The organism is Sphingobium sp. HWE2-09 (assembly GCF_035989265.1).
Classification (GTDB): Bacteria; Pseudomonadota; Alphaproteobacteria; order Sphingomonadales; family Sphingomonadaceae; genus Sphingobium.
The window spans coordinates 3,003,245-3,024,367 of the sequence record NZ_JAYKZX010000003.1 but is presented as its reverse complement, the minus strand read 5'-3'; the positions used below and the strand labels follow the sequence as shown (position 1 = coordinate 3,024,367).

Here is a 21,123-nt window from a genome sequence, read left to right as displayed (position 1 = left end):
GGGACACCTGTATCCGTCAAATCTGGACGGTCATCCCGCCATCAATGATGGGCGTTGTCGTCGATGACCGGCAGGGTTTCGAACTGGTGGTAGGGCGGCGGGCTGGACAGCGTCCATTCCAGCGTCGTTGCGCCTTCGCCCCATGGATTGCCGACCGCTTTCTTGCCTGCGGCCAGCGACCAGATCAGGTTGACGAAGAAGATCGCCATACCGGCCGCCATGATTTCATAGCCGTGGCTGGCGAGTGAGTTCCACTTTTCGAACGCCGCGGGATAATCGGGGTAGCGACGCGGCATGCCCGACAGGCCCAGGAAGTGCATCGGGAAGAACAAGAGGTTCACGCCGATGAAGAACACCCAGAAGTGCAACTGGCCCAGGAACTCGTTGTACATCTTGCCCGACATTTTCGGGAACCAGTAGTAGAAGCCCGCGAACAGGCCGAACACCGCGCCCAGCGACAGCACATAGTGGAAATGCGCCACGACATAATAGGTGTCGTGCAGCACGTCGTCCACGCCGCCATTGGCCAGCACGACGCCGGTGACGCCGCCCACGGTGAAGAGGAAGATGAAGCCCAGCGCCCAGACCATCGGGGTCTTGAAGCTGATCGAACCACCCCAGATCGTCGCGATCCACGAGAAGATCTTGATGCCCGTAGGCACGGCGATGACCATCGTCGCGGCGGTGAAATACATCTTCACATTCACCGACATGCCGGTGGTGAACATATGGTGCGCCCACACGACGAAGCCGACCACGCCGATCGCGACCATGGCATAGGCCATGCCGAGATAGCCGAAGACGGGCTTGCGGCTGAAGGTCGAGATGATCTGGCTGACGATGCCGAAGCCGGGCAGGATCATGATATAGACTTCGGGATGCCCGAAGAACCAGAAGAGATGCTGGTAGAGTTCGGGATCGCCGCCACCGGCTGCATCGTAGAAGGTGGTGCCGAAGTTACGGTCGGTCAGCAGCATGGTGATCGCGGCGGCCAGAACCGGCAGCGCGAGCAGCAGCAGGAAGGCGGTGACCAGCACCGACCAGACGAACAGCGGCATCTTGTGCAGGGTCATGCCCGGCGCACGCATGTTGAGGATGGTGGTGATGAAGTTGATCGCGCCCAGGATGGAGGACGCACCCGCGATATGGAGCGACAGGATCGCCATGTCGACCGCCGGGCCAGCCGAGCCGCTGGTCGAGAGCGGCGCATAGACCGTCCAGCCGGTGCCCGCGCCATTGCCGGTGCCGCCTGGGACGAAGGTCGACCCCAGAAGCAGGGCGAAGGCGGGGATGAGCAGCCAGAAGCTGACATTGTTCATCCGCGGGAAGGCCATGTCCGGCGCGCCGATCATGATCGGCACGAACCAGTTGCCGAAGCCGCCGATCATCGCGGGCATCACCATGAAGAAGACCATGATGAGGCCGTGGGCGGTGATGAGCACGTTCCACAGATGATAGGCCTGATCCAGCGTCGCTTCCGGACCGTCCATGAACATGGCCCAGGTGTGGAGATACTGGATGCCCGGATGCGCGAGTTCGGCGCGCATCAGGCCGGAAATCCCGCCGCCGATGATGCCCGCGACGATCGCGAAGATCAGGTAGAGGGTGCCGATGTCCTTATGATTGGTGGACATGAACCAGCGCTGGAAGAAGGCTGGCTTGTGATCGGCATCGTGATGATCATGGTCATGGGCGTGGTCGCCGTGATGATCTGCGGTGATGGTTGTCATGGCTTCCTACCCTGATCAGATTTTCTTGTCGGCGGCGGGGGCCGCTGCGGCCGCTGTCGCGGCTGGGGCCGCAGGTGCGGCTCCGGCGGGCTTGCCGCCCTGCGAAAGCACCCACTGGTCGAACTGAGCGGGGGGCAGCGCTTCGATCGCGATCGGCATGAAGCCGTGGCGCGCGCCGCACAGTTCCGAACATTGGCCGTAATAGACGCCCGGCTTGTCGATGGTGAAGCTCTTCTCGTTCAGGCGGCCCGGCACGGCGTCCATCTTCACCCAGAGCGAGGGCACGGCGAAGGCGTGGATCACGTCGGCGCCGGTGATGATCAGCTTGATCGGGCGACCGGCGGGTAGGACCAGACGGTTGTCGGGGGCCAGCAGATACGGCTCGCCATTGGCCTTCGCCTTGTCTTCCGGCAGCATGTTGGAGACGAATTCGGGAATGCCGTTGTCGGGATATTCATAGCCCCAATACCACTGATATCCCGTCACCTTGACGACGACGGCATCCTTGGGCGCGGGCTTATACTGGTCCGCCAGAAGCCCGATCGAGGGCACGGCGACGACCAGCAGGATCACGACCGGCAATACGGTCCAGATCACTTCGATCATCGTGTTGTGCGCGGTCTTCGACGGGATCGGGTTGGCGCTACGGCGGAATTTCCACATCGCATAGAGCATCAGGATCAGGACGAAGATGGAGATCGCGAAGATCAGCGGGATCAGCATCTTGTCATGCAGCCAGCGCGCGGTGTGGCCGGTCGACGTGAACTGCTCCTGCAGGGTATATTCGCCCGGCTGGGGCATGCCGATGCCTTGCGTCGGCTTCATGCGCGGCGGGGCGGCAACCTTGGCCGCGGGCGCCGCTTCGGCAGCAGGCGCAGCGGCGTTGGCGGCCAATTCGGCCGGCGCGGCGGCATTGTCCGCAGCCGGTGCGGCGACGGCACTATTGTCCTGCGCCAGTGCCTGTCCGTTCAGTCCGAGCGCTGGCGCGAAGGCCAGCAACCCGGCGAGAACGAGCGATTTCACCTTCTTCATAGCGTCTTCTTACCCCGTAACCCCTTGGCGCCGCTGCAACGAAGACACGCAGTGATGCGCGCTATCCTCGCCCGGTCGGTTCTGCCGCGGCTTATAGGCATGGTTTCCCTATGCCTCAAGCATGGAGGAGCAGATTTTCTTCGCTGTTGCAACGATCCCCCTGGCCGCCTATTTCGCAGGTCCGCGCACAGGGGCGCAATCATGGCGCACGCAGGCGGCGCCGTGCTGGCTGGCTGGCGATGGGAACCATGTGGGTTCCGGTCGCCCGACTATGGATAATGGACGGCATGACAGACGAGGAAGTATTGGCGGAATTCCGGGCGGCGGGGGCGCTGCTGGAGGGACATTTCATCCTGTCGTCCGGGCGCCGCAGCGCCAATTATCTGCAGTGCGCACGCGTGTTGATGAACGCCGAGCGCGCAGGCAAGCTGGCCCGCGCCATGGTGCAGCAACTGCCCCGCGAAGTGCGGCAGGACATCGATCTGGTGGTGTCGCCCGCGATGGGTGGCCTCATCATCGGCCATGAAGTCGGTCGCGCGCTCGACAAGGATGCGGTATTTCTGGAACGGCCCGAAGGCACGTTCGAACTGCGTCGCGGCTTTGCGATCACGCCGGGGCAGAAGGTGCTGATGGTCGAGGATGTCGTGACCACCGGCCTGTCGTCGCGCCAAGCGATCGAGGCGGTGGAGGCGGAAGGCGGCATCGTCGTCGCCGAAGTCGCGCTGGTCGATCGGTCGGCGGGCGAAGTGGACCTGGGCGTGCCCTTCCATCCGCTCGTCTCCATCAATTTCCCGGTCTATGAAGCCGATGCGATCCCGCCCGAACTGGCGGCGATCCCGGCGATCAAGCCCGGCAGCCGGAAGTAGGATCATGACCACGCCCCTGCGCCTTGGCGTCAATATCGACCATGTGGCGACCATCCGCAACGCACGCGGGGGCGCGCATCCCGATCCGGTCAAGGCTGCGCTGCTGGCGGTAAAGGCCGGGGCGGACGGCATCACCGCGCATCTGCGCGAGGACCGGCGGCATATTCGCGACGAAGATATCGCCACACTGATGGCGGCGCTCACCGTGCCGCTCAACCTGGAGATGGCGGCGACGCAGGAGATGCTGGACATCGCGCTGCGCTACAAGCCGCACGCCGCCTGCATCGTGCCGGAAAAGCGCGAGGAACGCACGACCGAGGGCGGGCTGGACGCCGCCGGGCAATATGAGACGTTGAAACCCGTCGTCGCCGCGCTGGGCGATGCGGGCATCCGCGTCAGCCTGTTCATCGAGGCCGACGCCGCCCAGATCGACGCGGCGATCCGGTTGGGCGCGCCGGTGGTGGAATTTCATACCGGTGCCTATGCCCATCTGACCGGCGAAGCACGCGCGGCCGAACTGCGCCGGATCGCCGACGCCGTCGCGCTGGCGGCCAAGAACGGGATCGAACCCCATGCGGGACACGGCCTGACCTTCGACAATGTCGCGCCGATCGCCGCCATCCCGCAGGTCGCCGAACTCAATATCGGCCATTTCCTGATCGGCGAGGCGATTTTCGGCGGACTGGAAGGCAGTATCAGGGAGATGCGGCGGCAGATGGATTTGGCGCGGTGAGTCCTCCCCGGCACGGGGAGGGGGACCAGCCGCAGGCTGGTGGAGGGGGCGTGCCTCCTGCCGCTCCCTGTTGTGTTCCGCCGCTCCCCCCTCCACCACCAGCTTCGCTGGCGGTCCCCCTCCCCGTGCCGGGGAGGATATATGATCATCGGCCTCGGCTCCGACCTCTGCAATATCGAGCGTATCCAGAACTCGCTCGATCGCTTCGGCGCGCGGTTCGAGAGCCGCGTGTTTACCGATGTCGAGCAGGCCAAGGGCAATCGCCGCCCCTTCACCAAGGCGGGGACGCTGGCCAAGCGCTTCGCCGCCAAGGAGGCTTTTTCCAAGGCGGTCGGCACCGGGTTCAAGGCGGGCGTGTTCATGAAGGATATCGGCGTGGTCAACGCGCCGTCCGGCGCCCCGACGCTGAAATTGACCGGCGGCGCGCTGGCGCGGCTGGAATCGATGGTCCCGGCGGGGCATAGGCCCGTCATTCACCTGACGCTCACCGACGATCATCCATGGGCGCAGGCCTTCGTCATCATCGAAGCCCTGCCGCTGTGACCAATAACGCGAGCGATACTCCCCCTAGCGAAAGCCAACCCGTGACGGCCATCGACCTGCCCGAAGAGACCATCGCGGATGCGCAGACGCAGGAGGATGCGGCCCGGACCAGCGTCAACTGGTGGCATGAGGTCAAAAGCATCGTGCTGCTGATCCTGGCGGTGCTGGCGTTCCACAGCTTCGTCGCCAAGCCCTTCTACATCCCGTCCGAATCGATGATGCCGGTGCTGCTGACCGGCGACCGGCTGGTGGTCAGCAAATTTCCCTATGGCTGGTCCTATGTCTCACCCAGTTTCCACCCCCTGCCCTTCCTGAAAGGCCGGGTGCTGGGTCGCCTGCCCGAACGCGGCGACATCGTCATCGTCAGCCCGCAGAACCGGCGGGAGGATTATATCAAGCGGGTGATCGGCCTACCCGGCGACATCATCGAAGTGCGCGGCGGCCAGGTGATCCTGAACGGCGTGGCGGTGAAGCAGAAGATGCTGAAACCCCTGCGCCTGCCCGTCGATGGCAACGCCCCCTGCCCACCGATGCAGTTTCCCGGCGCGCTGGTGACGGGCAAGGACGGCAAGGACTATTGCGAACTGCCGGTGCGGCAGGAAATCCTGCCCAACGGCAAGACCTATGTCACGATCGACATGGGGCCGAGCGCGCTCGACTGGTACGGGCCGGTGCGGGTGCCCGCCGACCATGTCTTCCTGATGGGCGACAATCGCGACAACAGCGCCGACAGCCGCGCGCCGCTGGAGGAAAATGGGCTTGGCGGCCCGGTGCCGTGGGAAGCGATCGGCGGCCGGGCGGAGTTCATCACCTTCAGCCTGGATGGCGACGCAACCTGGAACCCGCTGACCTGGGTCCACGCGCTGCGCAGCGGCCGGGCGGGGAACAGCCTGCGTCCGCAAAGCGTTGCACCCCCGGAATAATCTTTAAAGGGGCACCGGGCTTTGAGCGACACCCAGCATCATGTCGAGGAACCCGGTCCGAGCGAAGTCCGCAGCCCCCTGGTCCAGCACGAACTACAGCGCGCGGGCGTCTGGTTCGCGCTAGCGGTCGCCATCGGACTGGTCGCCCTGTTGGCGCAACCGCTGCTGCTGGTCATGGGCGCGCTCGTGCTGGCGACGATGATGGACGGCGGCACGCGGCTGCTGGGCCGCATCCTGCCGATCGGCCGAGGATGGCGGCTGACTATCGTGCTACTGGGCGCGGTCGCCTTCATGGCCTATACATTCTACCTTACCGGATCGAGCCTGGCCGCGCAGGCGCAGGCGATGCGCACCATCGTGGAGGCGCAGGTGGCGCGGATCGGCGGGTGGATGCAGCAATTGGGCATCACCACGACGCCCGAAGACCTCAAAAGCCTCGCCAGCCAGGCGATGAGCAGCATGGGCCGGGTCACGGCGGCGGTCGGCACGGCAGTGGGCGCGATCACCAGTGGCGTCATGATGCTGGTGCTGGCGATCTTCATCGCGGTGGAGCCGAAACTCTACGAACGCGGCGTCGCCTGGATGCTGCCGATCGAAAAGCGTGCCCATTTCTACACCGTCGCCGACAAGATGGGCTGGACGCTGCGCCGCCTGATGTTCGGGCGCATCATCGGCATGACGGTGGAAGGCGTGGGCGTGTGGCTGTTCCTGTGGGCGGGCGGCGTGCCGATGGCGGGGCTGCTCGGCATATTGACCGGCCTGTTCGCTTTTCTGCCCAATATCGGATCGATCATATCGGGCGTGCTGATCATCCTGGTCGGCTTTTCGGGCGGCACGCATACCGGCCTCTATGCCTTTGGCGTCTATATGGTGGTGCAGATCGTCGACGGCTATCTGATCGTGCCGATGGTGGCGAAGCGCGCCACCGATCTGGCCCCGGCGCTGGTGCTGGCGGCGCAGATCTTGTTCGGCGCGCTGTTCGGCATCATGGGGCTGTTCCTGGCCGACCCGATCGTCGCGATGATCAAGGTCTATCTGGAGGAACGGTCCAAGGCGATGAAGGCGAATAACCAGACGATCGTCACGACACGCAGCTGACGGCCTTACCGCGTGCTACCCTGGCCCACGCCCCGTTCGTCTGCCCGCTGGGCCGGAAAGGGAACGGGAATCCCTTCCGGGCGCTTGATACTATGGTAAGCTGGCACACCAGCGCTGGAGAGTGATTGACATGGCGATTCCCCTAGACAAGCAAAAGAGACTACATTTCGACCTGACCAATGTGGGCCTGCGCGCCCATGCGACTGCCGTAGGCCTGCTGCAGCTTTGCCTGGAGCTGCGCAGCGCGGGCGTGTTGGACGAACCGGCGATCGACCGCATCAAGGGTGCGATCGCCTGCGATATCGAAGTGGCCGCGCCCCGATCGGTCGCGACCGCCGAATATCGGCGCGACATCAAGGCCCGGCTGGACAAGCTGTTTGCGGGCGAAGAGAAGATCGGCAACGCCAACGCCCTGGCCTTCGGCCTGGCCGCGGAGGATGAGGCGCCCTGTCAGGGTCACGCCTGATCGGGCATGATGCCATAGCGCCAAGAAAAAGGGGCCGTGCGACGGCCCCTTTTTCTATGCTGCGAAGGTCCGATGACCGGACTGGTTCGACCTCAACGGCCCGCTGGCGGCGGCGCACCGGGCGCACCCTGCTGTTGCTGCATCTGCTGCTGCAGCTGCATCAGTTCCGCCTTCGACCGGAAGTCGTGCAGCGTGACATCGAACACCAGCACCGACCCGGCCGGAATCGGTCCGGCCGCCTGGTCGCCATAGCCCAGCTGCGGCGGGATCCAGAGGCGATACTTGCCGCCCTTCTTCATCTTCTGCAGGCCTTCGGAAAAGCCCGGCACGACGCCGTCGATCGGCATCGGCGCCTGCGGATTTTCATCGAACACCGTGCCGTCCAGCAGCGTGCCCTTGTAACCGATCAGCGCCACGTCGGCGGTCGTCGGGTTGGGACCGGTGCCTTCGGACAGTATCTTATACTGCAAGCCCAATTCGGTCGTCACCACGCCGCTGGCATGGCTGTTCTTCACCAGGAACGCGCTAGGCGAAGGCTCGACGCCCTGCTGGCCCGCCCAGGCAAGACCACCCGCCGCCAGCGCAATCGCGGCGACGCCGATCCAGAGACGCGTCAGCGACCCCTTGGCGATAGGACGAAGGGGAACGGCCGTCGTGGACATGGCGCATGCTCTCGCAAATCAGGGGCAGGTAGTCGGCAGCACAGGACGGGGCGGACGCGCCGCCCCGCTACAAGCGTCTTAACGGACGCCGTCGCGCTCAGCGCGCTTACGGTCCATCTTGCGCGCACGGCGGACAGCCGCCGCCTTTTCGCGGGCGCGCTTTTCCGACGGCTTTTCGTAGTGGCGACGCAGCTTCATTTCGCGATACACGCCTTCACGCTGCAGCTTCTTCTTGAGCGCGCGAAGAGCCTGGTCGACATTGTTGTCGCGAACGATGATCTGCATAAGTCCGTCTATCTCCAATCGAAAACGAGCGGTTCGCCGGGATTTTTACATCCATCCCGACGGGCCGACCGAATAGCAAAGCCAGTAAGTCGTCGCAGGTCGCCCTACGCCATGTGGGCGGCGCCCTATCAGCAGAGTCGCGTAAACTCAACCCCAAAGGGCGCAATCTCGACTTTTGCGCCGGGTGCGCCGATAGTGCGACCATAACAGAGCAGGAGAAGGATCGCCATGGCCACCGCCGCGAAACGCCCCGACATGTCCGCCGCCGAATGGGAAGCACGCCAGCAGCTCGCCGCCTGCTATCGCATCTTCGACCATATGGGCTGGTCGGAACTGATCTACAACCATATCACGCTCCGCGTTCCCGGTGAGGACGACGCGTTCCTGATCAACCCGTTCGGCCTTGGCTATGACGAGGTGACCGCGTCCAACCTGGTCAAGATCGATATCGACGGCCAAGTGCTGTACGGCAGCCCCTATCCGGTCAACCGCGCGGGCTTCATGCAGCATAGCCTGTTCCACCGGCACCTGCCCGACGCCCATTGCATCATCCATACCCATACCACTGCGGGCATGGCGGTGAGCAGTTGTGCGGAGGGGTTGCGCCCGATCAGCTTCTACGCCGCCGCCTTTATCGGGCGGATCGCGCATCACGACTTTGAAGGGGTCACGATCCGGCCGGAGGAAGGCGAAAGGCTGATCGCCAATCTGGGCGACAAGCGCATCATGCTGTTGCGCAATCACGGCACGCTGGTGATGGCGCCCAGCCTGCCGCAAGCCTTCCTGACCCATTGGTCGCTGCAACGCGCCTGCGAAATTCAGGTGGCGGCGGGCGCGGCGGGCACGCCGATCGACATTCCGGCCGACGTGATCGTGGTGCATCAGCGTGATCTCTCCGCGGTACAACTGCCGGTCGGGCCGGGCGTGCCCGACTTCCAGGCGATGGTGCGGCGGATCGACCGGATCAATTCCAGCTGGCGGGAGTAGCGCCCCTGCCCTTTCGGGCAGCGATTGATCGAGATCATGGACAGCGCCGCCATACGAACATATCAGGAACGATATGGCCCAGCTTTCCACTCGTGCGAAACTCGAAATTTTGGCCGACGCCGCCAAATATGATGCGTCCTGCGCGTCGTCCGGCACGACGAAGCGCGACAGTCGCGGCGGCAAGGGGATCGGATCGACCGAGGGCATGGGGATTTGCCACGCCTATGCGCCCGACGGCCGCTGCATTTCCCTGCTCAAGATATTGCTGACCAACAGCTGCATCTTCGACTGCCATTATTGCATCAACCGGCGGTCGAGCGATGTGCGCCGCGCGCGCTTCACCGCGCAGGAGGTGGTGGACCTGACGCTCAATTTCTATCGCCGCAATTATATCGAGGGGCTGTTCCTGTCGTCGGGCATCATCCGGTCGTCCGACTATACGATGGAACAGATGGTCGAGGTGGCGCGATGCCTGCGGGAAGATCATGGCTTTCGCGGCTATATTCATTTGAAGACGATCCCGGACGCCGACCCCGCCCTGATCCACCAAGCCGGGCTGCATGCCGACCGGCTGTCGATCAACGTCGAACTACCGACCGAAAGCGGCCTCAAGCGGCTCGCCCCGGAAAAGGACGGGGTGCGGATCGAAGGGGCGATGGGGCGGCTGCGCAGCGATATGGAGGATGGGCAGGACGCGCGGAGCAAATATAAGCATGCACCGCGCTTTGCGCCTGCGGGCCAGTCGACCCAGATGATCGTCGGCGCGGACGCCGCTGACGATCGCGCGATCATCGCGCGGGCCAGCAGCCTGTACGACCGGCACAAGCTGCGCCGCGTCTATTATAGCGCCTTCTCTCCCATCCCTTCGCCCAGCGCGGTGCTGCCGCTGCAACGCCCGCCTTTGTTGCGCGAACATCGGCTCTACCAGTCCGACTGGATGATCCGCTTCTATGGCTATGACGCCAAAGAGATTGCCGCGGCGACCGACGCGGTGACCGGATGCCTGCCGCTCGACATCGATCCCAAGCTCGCCTGGGCGCTCAACCATCGCGCCACCTTCCCCGTGGACGTCAACCGCGCCCCGCGAGAGGCGCTGCTGCGCGTGCCGGGGCTGGGGGTAAAGGCGGTGGACCGCATCCTGTCGAGCCGCCGCCATCGCCGCCTGCGGCTGGACGACGTGGCGCGGCTGACGACATCGATCAAGAAATTGCGCCCCTTCCTGATCGCGGCGGACTGGCGGCCGATCGCCCTGATCGATCGCGCGGACCTGCGCGCGCGTGTCGCCCCGCCTGCCAAACAGCTCGATCTCTTTGCCTGACTGTCACATTTCCGGTTGATCGCAGCGGCAACTCGTGAAATTCTGTCATCAAGGTCAAGCAAGGAGTTCGGGGCTTTGGCGACAGCGCTCGGCAATCGCACACATCGACGCAAGGGGTTCGCCAAGCGGATCAGCACGCATCTGGCGGCGGCTTTGGTGTTGTTCTGTCTCGCGCAGATCTTCATCGTCGCCAGGATGGGTGGATCGCTGGTCCTGCATCTGGGCGTGATCGTCGCCATCGGCGGCTATGCGGTGGCGGCGCGCGGGCTGGAACGGCGCTGGCACATGCTGGAACAGGGCGGCCTGTCGGACAGTGGCCTGACGCTGCGCTTTCGCCGCGATGTCGCGCAACTGTGGGCCGCCAGCATCCTGGGCGCGCTGCTTTGGCTGCCGGTCGCCATCATCTTCCGCTTCCTGTTCGGCTGATCAAGGCGATCGCTCAGGGAGCCATTTGCCACGCGCGTCGTTGTCTCCCCTCGAAAGAGGAGACACATCCATGGCCAACGCCACGATTTTCGATCGCCTGAAACAGGATCACGACACCCACCGCCAGCTCTTCGCCAAGATGGAGGAGGCCGCGAAGGACGACGACCGGCTGGAAAAGCTGTTCGAGCAATTCAAGGTGGAAGTATCCGCCCATGCCGCGGCGGAGGAGGAAACGCTCTACGCCACCATGCTCGCCCAGCCGGACCTGCGCGAAGACGCGCAGCACAGCGTGTCGGAGCATAAGGAAATCGACGATTATCTGGAAGAACTGGACGATCTGAAATTCAATGGCGAGGCGTGGCGCAAGAAATTCGCCGAAATGAAGAAGCGCTACCTGCATCATATCGATGAGGAAGAGGAAGAGATGTTCCCCGACGCCGCCAAGGAATTGACGGCGGAGCAGGAGGACCAGCTCGGCAAGCTGTTCGCCAAGCGCAAGCCCGTCGAACTGGAACGCGCGCAGGCGGAAGACTGAGCCGACGCTGCATGGATTGGAGCCTATAGGAGGGCGTTCCCCGGCGCAGGCCGGGGTCCAGTTCAACGCTTTGGACTGGACCTCGGCCTGCGCCGGGGAACAGCTAACGGACGTTATCGTCGCTCTTTTAAAAAGCCCCTTGGCTTTGCCTTCGCTGCTCCCTGACTGGAGGCACGGAACTCCGATGAAAGGGCGGGGAAATGAGGCACCGGCATGACATGTTCCCGCGCCTATCTTCGTTTACGTCCGGTGCCATTCAGGCGAGCATCTACCTCGCCTCTGCGCGTCACGACCGACGGCTCCACTTAGTCCCGCCCCCATGTACCGCGTCGCGCTGAGCGCCCCGGACGATTTCGACGGCTGGCGCGCGGCGGCGCGGCGGTTGGCGGTGGCGGGTGTCGATCCCGCCGATATTGTCTGGCAGGTGGGCGAGGCAGGCGGCGACCTGTTCGGCGACACGCCCCTGCCCGCCGATCGCCCCGACGCCGGTTTTTCCGTCCCCCGCGCCTTCGTTGATCTCGCGCAAAGCACCATCCTGCATCGCGATCCCGAACGTTTCGCGCTGCTCTACGCACTGCTATGCCGTCTGCGCACGCGGCCGGGGGTGATGGAGGACAAGGCCGATCCGCTGCTCCGCCGCATCGATGGGTTGGCCAAGGCGGTCCGCCGCGACATCCACAAGATGCGCGCTTTCGTGCGCTTTCGCGAAGTGGCGGATGACGGGGGCGCGCGCTTCGTCGCCTGGTTCGAACCGGACCATCATATCGTGCGCGCCAATGCCGGGTTCTTCGTGCGGCGCTTCGCCGCGATGCGCTGGTCGATCCTGACGCCGGAAGCCTGCATCCACTGGGATGGCGAAAAAGTGCTGGAAGGACTGGGCGCGCAGCAAAGCGACGCGCCCACTGACGATCCGATCGAGGATATGTGGAAGGGCTATTATGCCGCGATCTTCAACCCCGCCCGGCTCAAGGTCGGGGCGATGCTGTCCGAAATGCCCAAGAAATATTGGCGCAATCTGCCCGAAGCGGCATTGATCCCCGACCTGATCGCAGGGGCGCAGGCGCGCGAGTCCGCAATGATTGCCACCGCGCCGCTGGCGGAAAAGGCCCCGCCCAAACGCCAGGGCAACAGCGCGATGGCCTGGGCCGCGCTGCGCGGGGAGGCGCTGGGCTGTACCCGCTGCCCATTGCACCGGGACGCGACGCAGACGGTGTTCGGCGAAGGTCCGCTCGACGCGCCGCTGCTGTTCATCGGCGAGCAGCCGGGCGACCAGGAGGATCTGGCGGGACGGCCCTTCGTCGGACCGGCGGGGCAGCTGTTCGACCAGGCGCTGGTCGCCGCGGGCATCGACCGATCGCGCGCCTATGTCACCAACGCGGTCAAGCATTTCAAATTCGAACGACGCGGCAAGCGGCGGCTGCACCAGTCCCCCGATGCGGGCGAGATAGAGGCGTGCCGCTGGTGGCTGAAACAGGAGATCGATCTGGTGCGCCCGCGCATCATCGTGGCGCTGGGCGGCAGCGCGGCCCGCGCGATGCTGGGCAAGGCGGTGACGATCGGGCGCGTGCGCGGCCAGGCGATCGCGCTGGACGATGGGGCGGAAGGATGGGTGACGGTGCACCCGAGCTATTTGCTGCGGCTGCCCGATGCCGAGCGCAAGGCGCAGGAACATGACCGCTTTATCGCGGATCTGCGTGTCATCGGCGAGCGGTTGCGGGCGCTTGGCTAAACGGGAATGCGGAACGGCTACAGTCCAAAGAAGCCGTTCCCCACCCCAACCTCCCAAGGGAGGCTGACTGACAAGGCGGGCCGGATCGCATAGATCCGTCCCGCCTATTCGCTATATCAGATCAGAATTTCGCGACCACACCCGCCATCGGGCGGATCGAGTGGAAATTGCCGGTCGTGTCGGCCTGTACGCGCAAGCGGACATTGCTGCTCTGGGCCGAACCACCCATGTCGGCGGGCGACAATTCCACGCCTGCGCCATAGGTCATGCCATGATAGTCGCGGCTATCCGGCCCCAGCGCATCGAAATTGGTCCATTGATAGCCGACCTTGGTGAAGATCATGCTGTCCTTGCCCGCCTTCACGCCGACGCGGCCCGCCGCGCCATATTCCCAATCGATGTCGCCCGACACGCCCTTGGACGCGGTGCCCTCTACGCCCAGGACCAGCGGTCCTGCGACATTGACGTTCACACCGGCGACGCCTTCGACCATCCGGCCCTTATAGCCGACCGGCGGAATGCCTTCTTTGCTGGTTTCGCTGTCATAATTATGCACGCCGCCCATCACGCCGACATAGGGTTCGATGCGGCGGGTGGAGGAACCCGCGTCGTCCTGCGCCATGGCGGCGGCAGGCAACAGGAATGCAGCAGCAGCTGCCGAAAAAAGCAGTGTCTTCATGGGTACGACCTTTGTCTGTTGTGGATATGATCGACGGTGTGGACCCGCCGGGCCGATGCGAGCGCTCAAAGCGGCTGCCGATCGACAAGAGGAAGAATGACCGGACGCGGATGAAGGTTTCCTGCACGATCCACAAAAGGCCGCGAAATAGCGATTATGTGACGGAAACAACACGCTTTCTGTCGCCCCGATGAACGACAATGGACTTTTCTGAACGCCCGATAAACGCTGGCTTGAAAAGGCTAATCCATTCACAACCAATTCAAGCGCGCTGCGTTAAGCATGGCATTATATGTGATGAGGAGAAAGGCGATGACGGGCATCCGACATCGGTTACTGGCCGCGATAGGTCTGGCGGGCGCGCTCGCTCTGGGCGGTTGCGCCTATGACGACGGCTATGGATATGGCGGCGTCAGCGTGGGCAGCGGCTATTATGGCGGCGGCTATGATCCCTATTGGAACAGCGGCTATTATCAGCCCGGCGGCTTTGGCGGCTGGTACGATAATTATTATTATCCCGGCAGCGGCTATTATGTGTACGACCGCGGCGGCCGACGCCAGCGCTGGAATGACGGCCAACGCCGCTATTGGGAAGGTCGCCGGGGCGACGGGCGCGGTGATGGCCGCTGGCGTGGTCGCGATCGCGGCCCGGACGGCGGCTGGCAGGGCGGCAATCGCCCGCCGCGCGACGGCAATGGCAATTGGGCGCGCCCGCGCCCGCCGCAGGGTGGCGATGGTGTGGATAGAGGCCGGAACTGGGGCCGCGATGGCGGCCAGGGGCGTGGCTGGCGCGGCAATGACGGCGCACGACCCGTGCCGCAACCCGGCCTGCGCCAACCCCAGGCTCGCCCCGACCGGCCGCAGATGGGCCAGCCGCGATCCCAGCGCAGTTGGGGTGGCGGGCCGCGATCGGGCGGCGGCGGACGCGATCGGTCCAGGGCGCGCCCGAACTGATGCGGCCAACCACCAGGACCGCCGCTCTGCTGACCCTCCTGCTCGTCGCGGCCTGCGACGGGCGGGAGGAAAGCGCCATCGACAATCTCGCCAACGGGGCCAATGCCGCGCAGGTGGAAAATAATGTGCGGACGGAGGCGATGGCGGTGATGGAACCGCTGAACCCGCCCGCCCCCGGCACGCCGGGCGGCCTGCCGGTCGCGCCCGCGCCCAATGCGGAAGGATCGATCGATCCCGACAGCGCGCAGGGCGCGGCACAGGTGGTGCAGGGCTATTATGGCCTGCTGGAAGAAAAACGCTTTGGCGACGCACAGGATCTATGGGACCAGAGCGGCGCGATCGGATCGCAGGACGACGCACATTTCGCCGCGCGCTTCCGCGGCTTCAGTGAAATCCATGCCAATATCGGCGTGCCGTCGGACCCCGAAGGCGCGGCTGGATCGGGTGCCGGATCGACCTATGTGACGGTGCCGGTGCAGGTCTATGGCCGCATCGCCGCCAATGGCCAGCCCTGGCACACGTTGCGGCAGGTGGTGCTGCGCCGGATCGAAGATGCCGCCGGATCGACAAAAGAACAGCGGCGCTGGCATATCGAGGCGATCGGCGCCTATCAGCCGCCCGCTGAGGATGCGCCCGCAGACAATGGCACCGCGCAGGCCATTTCCATGACCGACGGGATGGCGAAAAGACCATAGGGTCTGAAACATCTGTCCCTTCGCCCTGATGACCCAAGGCGCATGAACGAAAAAGGCGCCCGATCTGATCGACCGGGCGCCTTTTGCAATCCGATATCAGGCTGATCTTAAGCCACGGTCGCCGTGACGATCTTGCCCGGCGTGCGCGGCGGCTCGCCCTTGGGCAGGGCGTCGACATGTTCCATGCCCGACGTCACTTCGCCCCAGACGGTATATTGGCCGTCCAGGAAGGTCGCGTCGTCGAAGCAGATGAAGAACTGGCTGTTGGCACTGTTCGGGTTGGACGAACGGGCCATTGAGCAGACGCCGCGCACATGCGGCTGGCGGCTGAACTCGGCCTTGATGTCGGGCAGCTTCGATCCGCCCATGCCGGTGCCGGTCGGATCGCCGCCCTGCGCCATGAAGCCGGGGATGACGCGGTGGAAGACCACGCCGTCGTAAAAGCCGTCCTTGGCGAGCGTCACGATGCGCTCGACATGGCCGGGGGCTAGGTCAGGGCGCAGCTTGATCACGACGTCGCCGCCGCTGTCGAGAGTAAGGGTAAGGGTTTCGTCGGCCATGAAGCATCCTCTCAAAATAGGGGAAGGGTGATGCCCCCATATAGAGGCTTCAAAAGGGGATGGAAGTTTCTTGTGGAGAAGCCGTCCACCGGCCTCACCCCCATTGCAATTCCATGCTGCATGGGCGAAAGCAACCGAATGTTACAGGAACCGGACAGTAGGGGGCGCTATGAACCAGCGCGGCGATGCAGCCGAACCCCTGTTGCGTGGGGACGACACGGACGATGAAGCGATCCTCGACCAGGCCGAAACCGGCCTGGACGAGGATGATCGGCTGAAGCCCGAATTCCTGTCCGCCGTGCTCGACGCGGTGGAGGATGGCGACAATGAAAAGGCGCGCGAGCTGGTCTCGCCGCTGCATCCCGCCGACATCGCCGACCTTCTGGAACTGGCCCCATCGGAACGGCGCGCCCGGGTGGCCGCTGCGCTCGGCGATCTGGTCGGCGCGGAAGTGCTGTCGGAACTTAACGACTATGTGCGCGATGACCTGATCGGCGCGCTGGCGCCCGAACAGGTCGCCGAATTTGCCGCCGAACTCGATACCGACGACGCCGTCGCGATGATCGAGGATATGGAGGAGGCCGACCAGCAGGCCGTCCTCGACGCGCTCGACCCCGAAGACCGCGCGGCGATCGAAAGCGCGCTATCCTATCCCGAGGAATCCGCCGGGCGCCTGATGCAGCGCGATCTGGTCGCGGTGCCCGATCATATGACGGTCGGCCAGGTGATCGACTATCTGCGCGACAATGACGACCTGACCCGCGATTTCTGGGAAATCTATGTGGTCGATGCGATGCATCGGCCGATCGGCTATTGCCAGCTCAGCTGGATTCTCACCTGCCCGCGCGGCATCGCCATGGCCGACCTGATGAAGCGCGAACAGACGCTGATCCCGGTCGACATGGACCAGGAGGAAGTCGCGCTGCGCTTCCAGAAATATGCGCTGATCTCCGCCGCCGTGGTCGATTCGGCGGGCCGGCTGGTCGGGATGATCACGGTCGATGACGTGGTCCACATCATCGCCGAAGAAGCGGGCGAGGACATATTGCGCCTGTCGGGTGCGGGCGAAGGCGACATCAACCAGCCGATCCTGATGACGGTGCGCACGCGCCTGGTCTGGCTGGTCGTCAATTTGGGCACGGCGATGATCGCCGCATCGGTGGTGGGCCTGTTCGAACGCACGATCGAACATCTGGCGATCCTGGCGGCGCTGATGGGCATCGTGTCGGGCATGGGCGGCAATGCGGGGACGCAGACGCTGGCGGTCATGGTGCGCGCCATCGCCACCAATCAGGTTACCAGTTCCAACACGCTGCGCATCATCGGCCGGGAATTTCGCATCGCCGCAACCAACGGATCGGTGCTGGGATTCCTGATCGGCATCGGCTCCTACCTCATCTACGGCGAACTGGGACTGTCGTTGGTGTTCGCCACCGCCATCCTGATGAACAATATGGTCGCGGGGCTGGCGGGCGTGCTGATCCCGGTCACGCTCGACCGCTGCAATGTCGATCCGGCGGTATCCTCGGCGGTGTTCGTGACGATGATGACCAATTCGATGGGCTTCCTCACCTTCCTGGGGCTGGCGACGATCTTCCTCACCTGATCATTGATCTGGCCGCCCCGCCCGCCCATCTGCTGTCCCATGCCGCTCCACATCACCAAGATCGCCTTTCGCAGCGAAAGCCCCGCATCCTTACGCGCCTGGCTGGAAAGCCATGAAGGCGAAGCGCGGATCACCACCCGCTACCTGCCAAAGCGCGTGGAGGAGATGACGGGCGGGTCGCTCTACTGGATTCACGGCCATATGCTGGTCGGCCGCAGCCCGATATTGGGGTTCGAGGAAACCGGGCAGGGCCGCTACTGGGTCCGGCTGGAACCCCGGCTGATCCCGGTGCGCGGCAAGCCCAAGCGCGCGCATCAGGGCTGGCGCTATCTGGAAGACGCCGACGCTCCGCCCGACCTGAACGATGGCGAGGCGGAGGACCTGGACGCGATGCCCGCGGCGCTGCTGGGGGAATTGAGCAAATTGGGGCTGGTGTAGCGCGCTTTAGATTACACACCGCCCCCTACACCGTTCGGGCTGAGCCTGTCTATGCCCCGCCCTTCTTCGAAGACAAGTAAAGCCCTTCGACAGGCTCAGGGCGAACGGAGGGAGGATTAGCTCTCCTGGCCTACCCGCTATTCCGCAGCGCCGTAGCGATCGCGTTGATCGACAGCTCGATCCCTTCCTTGATCCGCGGATCGTCCTCGCCCGCGCGATGGCGCTTGAGCAATTCGACCTGCAACAGGTTCAGCGGCTCGATATAGGGCAGGCGCAGGCGGATCGATTCGTCCAGCGCCGGATTCTTCTCCAGCAGCCGCGACTGGCCGGTCGCCGCTAACAGCCCGTCATGCGCCTGTTGCCACCCCTCACGGATGCGCCCGAACATCGCCTCGCCCGCCGCCTGATCCTCCACCAGCGGCAGGTAGCGCGCGGCGATGCCCAGGTCCGACTTCGCCAGCACCATTTCCAGATTGGCGAGCGCGGATTGCAGGAACGACCAATGCTGCCCCATATCGGCCAGCAACGCCTTGTCCTCAAACTGGTCCAGCGCCTGCCCCACGCCATACCAGCCCGGCAGCATTACCCGCGCCTGCGCCCAGCTGAACACCCAGGGTATGGCGCGCAGATCTTCGATCGCATTGCTCTTGGTCCGGCTGGCCGGCCGCGATCCGATCTTGAGGCCCGAAATCTCCTGAATCGGGGTCAACTGGCGGAAAAATTCCTTGAACCCCTCCGTGCCGTAGACGAGGTCGCGATAGGCGGCAAAGGCGTTTTTCGACAGTTCGTCCATCGCTGCGCTGAACCGGGCGGCGTCGCGATCCGATATCCCCTCCGGCTCCAGACTGGCGAGCAGGGTGGCGCTGGTCATCGCCTCCAAATTGGTCATGGCGACGTCGCGCGACCCGAATTTCGCGGCGATCATCTCGCCCTGTTCGGTGATGCGGATGCGGCCCTGTACGCTTCCCCGCGGCTGCGCCTGGATCGCCGCGAAGGCCGACCCGCCGCCGCGCCCGACCGCGCCGCCCCGCCCGTGGAACAGCTGCATAGCCGCCCCGGCCTGCGCGAACACCGGCTCCAGCGCCTTGCTCGCCTTGTACAAGCTCCAGGTCGATGTGATGTAGCCGCCATCCTTGTTGCTGTCGGAATAGCCGATCATCACTTCCTGATGGCCCCGCGCCTTCACCACGCCGGCGATTTCGGGCAGGCCGAAATAGGCGGTCATGATGGATGGCGCGGCCTCCAGATCGGCGATCGTCTCGAACAGCGGGATCGCCATGATCGCGGCCTGCGGCGGCGCGCCATCCACGCCCGCCTGCCACAGCCCCGCTTCCTTCAGCAGGATGTTGACCTCCAGCAGGTCGGACACGCTTTCGGCCTTGGAAATGATATAATGGGTGATGCAGGCCGGGCCGTAGATGCGGTGCGCGGTCGCGGCGGCATGGACAATCGCCAGTTCCGACGTCGTTTCTTCGCCATAAGCGGAAAAGCGCGATCCCAGCGGCCGGTTGCTCGCCAGTTCCCGGCGCAGCAGCGCAATCCGCGCATATTCGTCGAGCGCCAGATAGTCCGCCTCCACGCCTGCTTGCCTAAGCAGTTCCGCCACTACCCGCTCATGCACGGCGCTGTTCTGCCGCATGTCGAGCGTGGCGAGGTGGAAGCCGAACGTCTCCACCGCACGGATCAGCCGCCCGAGCGCGCCCCCGGTCGCCAGCGCGCCATCGCCTTCGCTCGCCAGCCCCTGCGCCACCGTCACCAGATCGCGGCGCAGATCCTGCGGCATCGCATAGGCGTCTCCCTTCAGTGCCGATGGCCGCGCGGGCTGCGCCCCGGTCAGTGCGACGCAGGTCGCCGCCAGCCGTGCGTAAATGCCCGAGATCGCGCGGCGATAGGGTTCGTCCTGGCGGCTGGGCGATCCGTCGCCGCTGGCGTCGGCCAGGTCCAGCACCGCCTGGGGCACATGGGCCAGTTCGGTCGAGAGCGAGAGTTCCGCGCCCAGCGCATGCAGCGCTTCGAGATAATAGCCGATCGCCGCCTGGCAGCCGCGTTTCAGCGCGAACTCCAGCTGCGGCGCCTGGACGAAGGGATTGCCGTCGCGATCCCCGCCGATCCACGACCCCACCCGCAAGAAACTTTGCGGCCGCGCGCCCAGCACCCGCTCCCACCGCGCATAGAGCGCGGGCAGCACCGGCAGAAAGGTATCGCGGAAATAGGCGAGCACATTGTCGATCTCATCGGCAACGAACAATTTCTCGCGGCGCAGCGGGCGCGTCTGCCACAGCAGCGCGATCTGGCGGAAGATCGCCTCGTCCAGCTGCTCGCCATCGTCCGTCTCGCTGCGGCCCGCATCCTTGAGCCGCATCAGGTCGGCAATGCGGTTCTTATGATCGATCATGCTCTTGCGCCGCACCTCGGTCGGGTGGGCGGTCAGCACCGGGACGATCAGCGCGTGCGACAGCAGATCCAGCACCGCGTCGCGATCGATCCCGTGCGACGCCAGCCGCTCCACCACCGACGCGACGTCCGCGCCCGGCTCGGCCGCGACCCCCTGCCGGTCCTCGGCCAGGTTGGCGAGCATCGAAAACAGCATGAACCCGCGCGTGAAGTTGAGCGTATCGTCCAGCCCCAGCGCATCCAGCCCGGTATCCGTCAGGTCCGCCCCCTGCAATCCGCGCGCGCGATCGACCGACGCGGAACGGATATATTCGGTCTGCTTGTAGAGCTTGTCCCCGCCATAAGCGCGAATGACATCCCCCAGCAGCCGCCCGAGATAGCGGATGTCAGGATTTTGGGTGATCGCAGGTGCGCCCGCGGGGAGAGAGTCGCCATGGGCGGGATGCTGCATTGCGGCATGGCAA

Annotated in this window: 22 protein-coding genes; 15 read left to right on the top strand and 7 right to left on the bottom strand. The window is 64.7% G+C overall.

Features of this window, described 5'->3' with window-relative positions:
* Positions 1-41: 41 nt before the first annotated feature.
* Together ctaD and coxB are read right to left on the bottom strand one after the other, a co-directional pair.
* Complete coding sequence (ctaD, locus tag U5A89_RS20245; protein ID WP_338162782.1) at positions 42-1,730, bottom strand: cytochrome c oxidase subunit I; 1,689 nt, start codon at positions 1,728-1,730, stop codon at positions 42-44.
* Positions 1,731-1,745: 15 nt separating this feature from the next.
* Positions 1,746-2,762 carry a cytochrome c oxidase subunit II gene (gene coxB, locus U5A89_RS20240; protein ID WP_338162781.1) on the bottom strand — a complete coding sequence of 339 codons (1,017 nt, stop codon included), beginning with the start codon at positions 2,760-2,762 and terminating at the stop codon, positions 1,746-1,748.
* A 287-nt stretch (positions 2,763-3,049) separates the two neighbouring features.
* Between coxB and pyrE the strand changes: the two genes are divergently transcribed.
* From pyrE to U5A89_RS20210, 6 genes are all read left to right on the top strand, one after another.
* Positions 3,050-3,628: an orotate phosphoribosyltransferase gene (gene pyrE, locus U5A89_RS20235; protein ID WP_338162780.1), complete on the top strand. Its 579-nt coding sequence runs from the start codon at positions 3,050-3,052 to the stop codon at positions 3,626-3,628.
* A gap of 4 nt (positions 3,629-3,632) precedes the next feature.
* Positions 3,633-4,361 carry a pyridoxine 5'-phosphate synthase gene (locus U5A89_RS20230; RefSeq protein ID WP_338162779.1) on the top strand — a complete coding sequence of 243 codons (729 nt, stop codon included), beginning with the start codon at positions 3,633-3,635 and terminating at the stop codon, positions 4,359-4,361.
* Positions 4,362-4,502: 141 nt separating this feature from the next.
* Entirely contained in the window at positions 4,503-4,904 is a 402-nt protein-coding gene (gene acpS / locus U5A89_RS20225) for a holo-ACP synthase (RefSeq protein ID WP_304536955.1), read from the top strand.
* 41 nt (positions 4,905-4,945) lie between these two features.
* Positions 4,946-5,827, top strand: a complete 882-nt coding sequence (lepB, locus tag U5A89_RS20220) for a signal peptidase I (protein ID WP_445190680.1) — start codon at positions 4,946-4,948, stop codon at positions 5,825-5,827.
* Between the two features lie 21 nt (positions 5,828-5,848).
* Complete coding sequence (locus U5A89_RS20215) at positions 5,849-6,925, top strand: AI-2E family transporter (RefSeq protein ID WP_338162778.1); 1,077 nt, start codon at positions 5,849-5,851, stop codon at positions 6,923-6,925.
* A 130-nt stretch (positions 6,926-7,055) separates the two neighbouring features.
* Entirely contained in the window at positions 7,056-7,391 is a 336-nt protein-coding gene (locus U5A89_RS20210) for a hypothetical protein (RefSeq protein ID WP_338162777.1), read from the top strand.
* 92 nt (positions 7,392-7,483) lie between these two features.
* Here the strand turns inward: U5A89_RS20210 and U5A89_RS20205 are convergent, their stop codons facing one another.
* Positions 7,484-8,053, bottom strand: coding sequence for an FKBP-type peptidyl-prolyl cis-trans isomerase (locus tag U5A89_RS20205; RefSeq protein ID WP_338162776.1), 570 nt, complete (start codon positions 8,051-8,053; stop codon positions 7,484-7,486).
* Between the two features lie 78 nt (positions 8,054-8,131).
* Positions 8,132-8,338, bottom strand: coding sequence for a 30S ribosomal protein S21 (gene rpsU, locus U5A89_RS20200; RefSeq protein WP_104954164.1), 207 nt, complete (start codon positions 8,336-8,338; stop codon positions 8,132-8,134).
* A gap of 228 nt (positions 8,339-8,566) precedes the next feature.
* Here rpsU and U5A89_RS20195 point away from each other — a divergent pair, with 228 nt between their 5' ends.
* The 5 genes from U5A89_RS20195 to U5A89_RS20175 all read left to right on the top strand — a co-directional run bounded on the left by U5A89_RS20195 (position 8,567) and on the right by U5A89_RS20175 (position 13,333).
* A complete protein-coding gene (locus U5A89_RS20195) occupies positions 8,567-9,325 on the top strand; it encodes a class II aldolase/adducin family protein (protein WP_338162775.1) in 759 nt (252 codons plus the stop codon).
* A gap of 73 nt (positions 9,326-9,398) precedes the next feature.
* Positions 9,399-10,643, top strand: a complete 1,245-nt coding sequence (locus U5A89_RS20190; RefSeq protein WP_338162774.1) for a putative DNA modification/repair radical SAM protein — start codon at positions 9,399-9,401, stop codon at positions 10,641-10,643.
* Between the two features lie 75 nt (positions 10,644-10,718).
* Positions 10,719-11,069 (top strand): hypothetical protein, encoded by a 351-nt coding sequence (locus U5A89_RS20185; RefSeq protein ID WP_338162773.1) that lies wholly within the window; start codon positions 10,719-10,721, stop codon positions 11,067-11,069.
* A gap of 70 nt (positions 11,070-11,139) precedes the next feature.
* Positions 11,140-11,604 (top strand): hemerythrin domain-containing protein, encoded by a 465-nt coding sequence (locus U5A89_RS20180; RefSeq protein WP_338162772.1) that lies wholly within the window; start codon positions 11,140-11,142, stop codon positions 11,602-11,604.
* A gap of 319 nt (positions 11,605-11,923) precedes the next feature.
* Positions 11,924-13,333, top strand: coding sequence for a UdgX family uracil-DNA binding protein (locus U5A89_RS20175; RefSeq protein WP_338162771.1), 1,410 nt, complete (start codon positions 11,924-11,926; stop codon positions 13,331-13,333).
* A gap of 121 nt (positions 13,334-13,454) precedes the next feature.
* Here the strand turns inward: U5A89_RS20175 and U5A89_RS20170 are convergent, their stop codons facing one another.
* On the bottom strand, positions 13,455-14,012 hold the full coding sequence (locus U5A89_RS20170) for an outer membrane protein (protein WP_338162770.1): 558 nt from the start codon (positions 14,010-14,012) through the stop codon (positions 13,455-13,457).
* 312 nt (positions 14,013-14,324) lie between these two features.
* Between U5A89_RS20170 and U5A89_RS20165 the strand changes: the two genes are divergently transcribed.
* Together U5A89_RS20165 and U5A89_RS20160 are read left to right on the top strand one after the other, a co-directional pair.
* Complete coding sequence (locus U5A89_RS20165) at positions 14,325-14,966, top strand: peptidase (protein ID WP_338162769.1); 642 nt, start codon at positions 14,325-14,327, stop codon at positions 14,964-14,966.
* Complete coding sequence (locus tag U5A89_RS20160; protein WP_338162768.1) at positions 14,966-15,661, top strand: hypothetical protein; 696 nt, start codon at positions 14,966-14,968, stop codon at positions 15,659-15,661. Before U5A89_RS20165 ends, U5A89_RS20160 begins: the two co-directional genes overlap by 1 nt.
* Before the next feature lie 107 nt (positions 15,662-15,768).
* On the opposite strand, the gene U5A89_RS20155 is transcribed toward U5A89_RS20160, so the two are convergent.
* Positions 15,769-16,221, bottom strand: coding sequence for a peptidylprolyl isomerase (locus tag U5A89_RS20155; RefSeq protein WP_338162767.1), 453 nt, complete (start codon positions 16,219-16,221; stop codon positions 15,769-15,771).
* 169 nt (positions 16,222-16,390) lie between these two features.
* Here U5A89_RS20155 and mgtE point away from each other — a divergent pair, with 169 nt between their 5' ends.
* Together mgtE and U5A89_RS20145 are read left to right on the top strand one after the other, a co-directional pair.
* Positions 16,391-17,827 carry a magnesium transporter gene (gene mgtE / locus U5A89_RS20150; RefSeq protein WP_338162766.1) on the top strand — a complete coding sequence of 479 codons (1,437 nt, stop codon included), beginning with the start codon at positions 16,391-16,393 and terminating at the stop codon, positions 17,825-17,827.
* A 39-nt stretch (positions 17,828-17,866) separates the two neighbouring features.
* Positions 17,867-18,265: a DUF1489 family protein gene (locus U5A89_RS20145; protein ID WP_338162765.1), complete on the top strand. Its 399-nt coding sequence runs from the start codon at positions 17,867-17,869 to the stop codon at positions 18,263-18,265.
* A gap of 130 nt (positions 18,266-18,395) precedes the next feature.
* Here the strand turns inward: U5A89_RS20145 and ppc are convergent, their stop codons facing one another.
* A complete protein-coding gene (ppc, locus tag U5A89_RS20140) occupies positions 18,396-21,110 on the bottom strand; it encodes a phosphoenolpyruvate carboxylase (protein WP_338162764.1) in 2,715 nt (904 codons plus the stop codon).
* Positions 21,111-21,123: the final 13 nt, after the last annotated feature.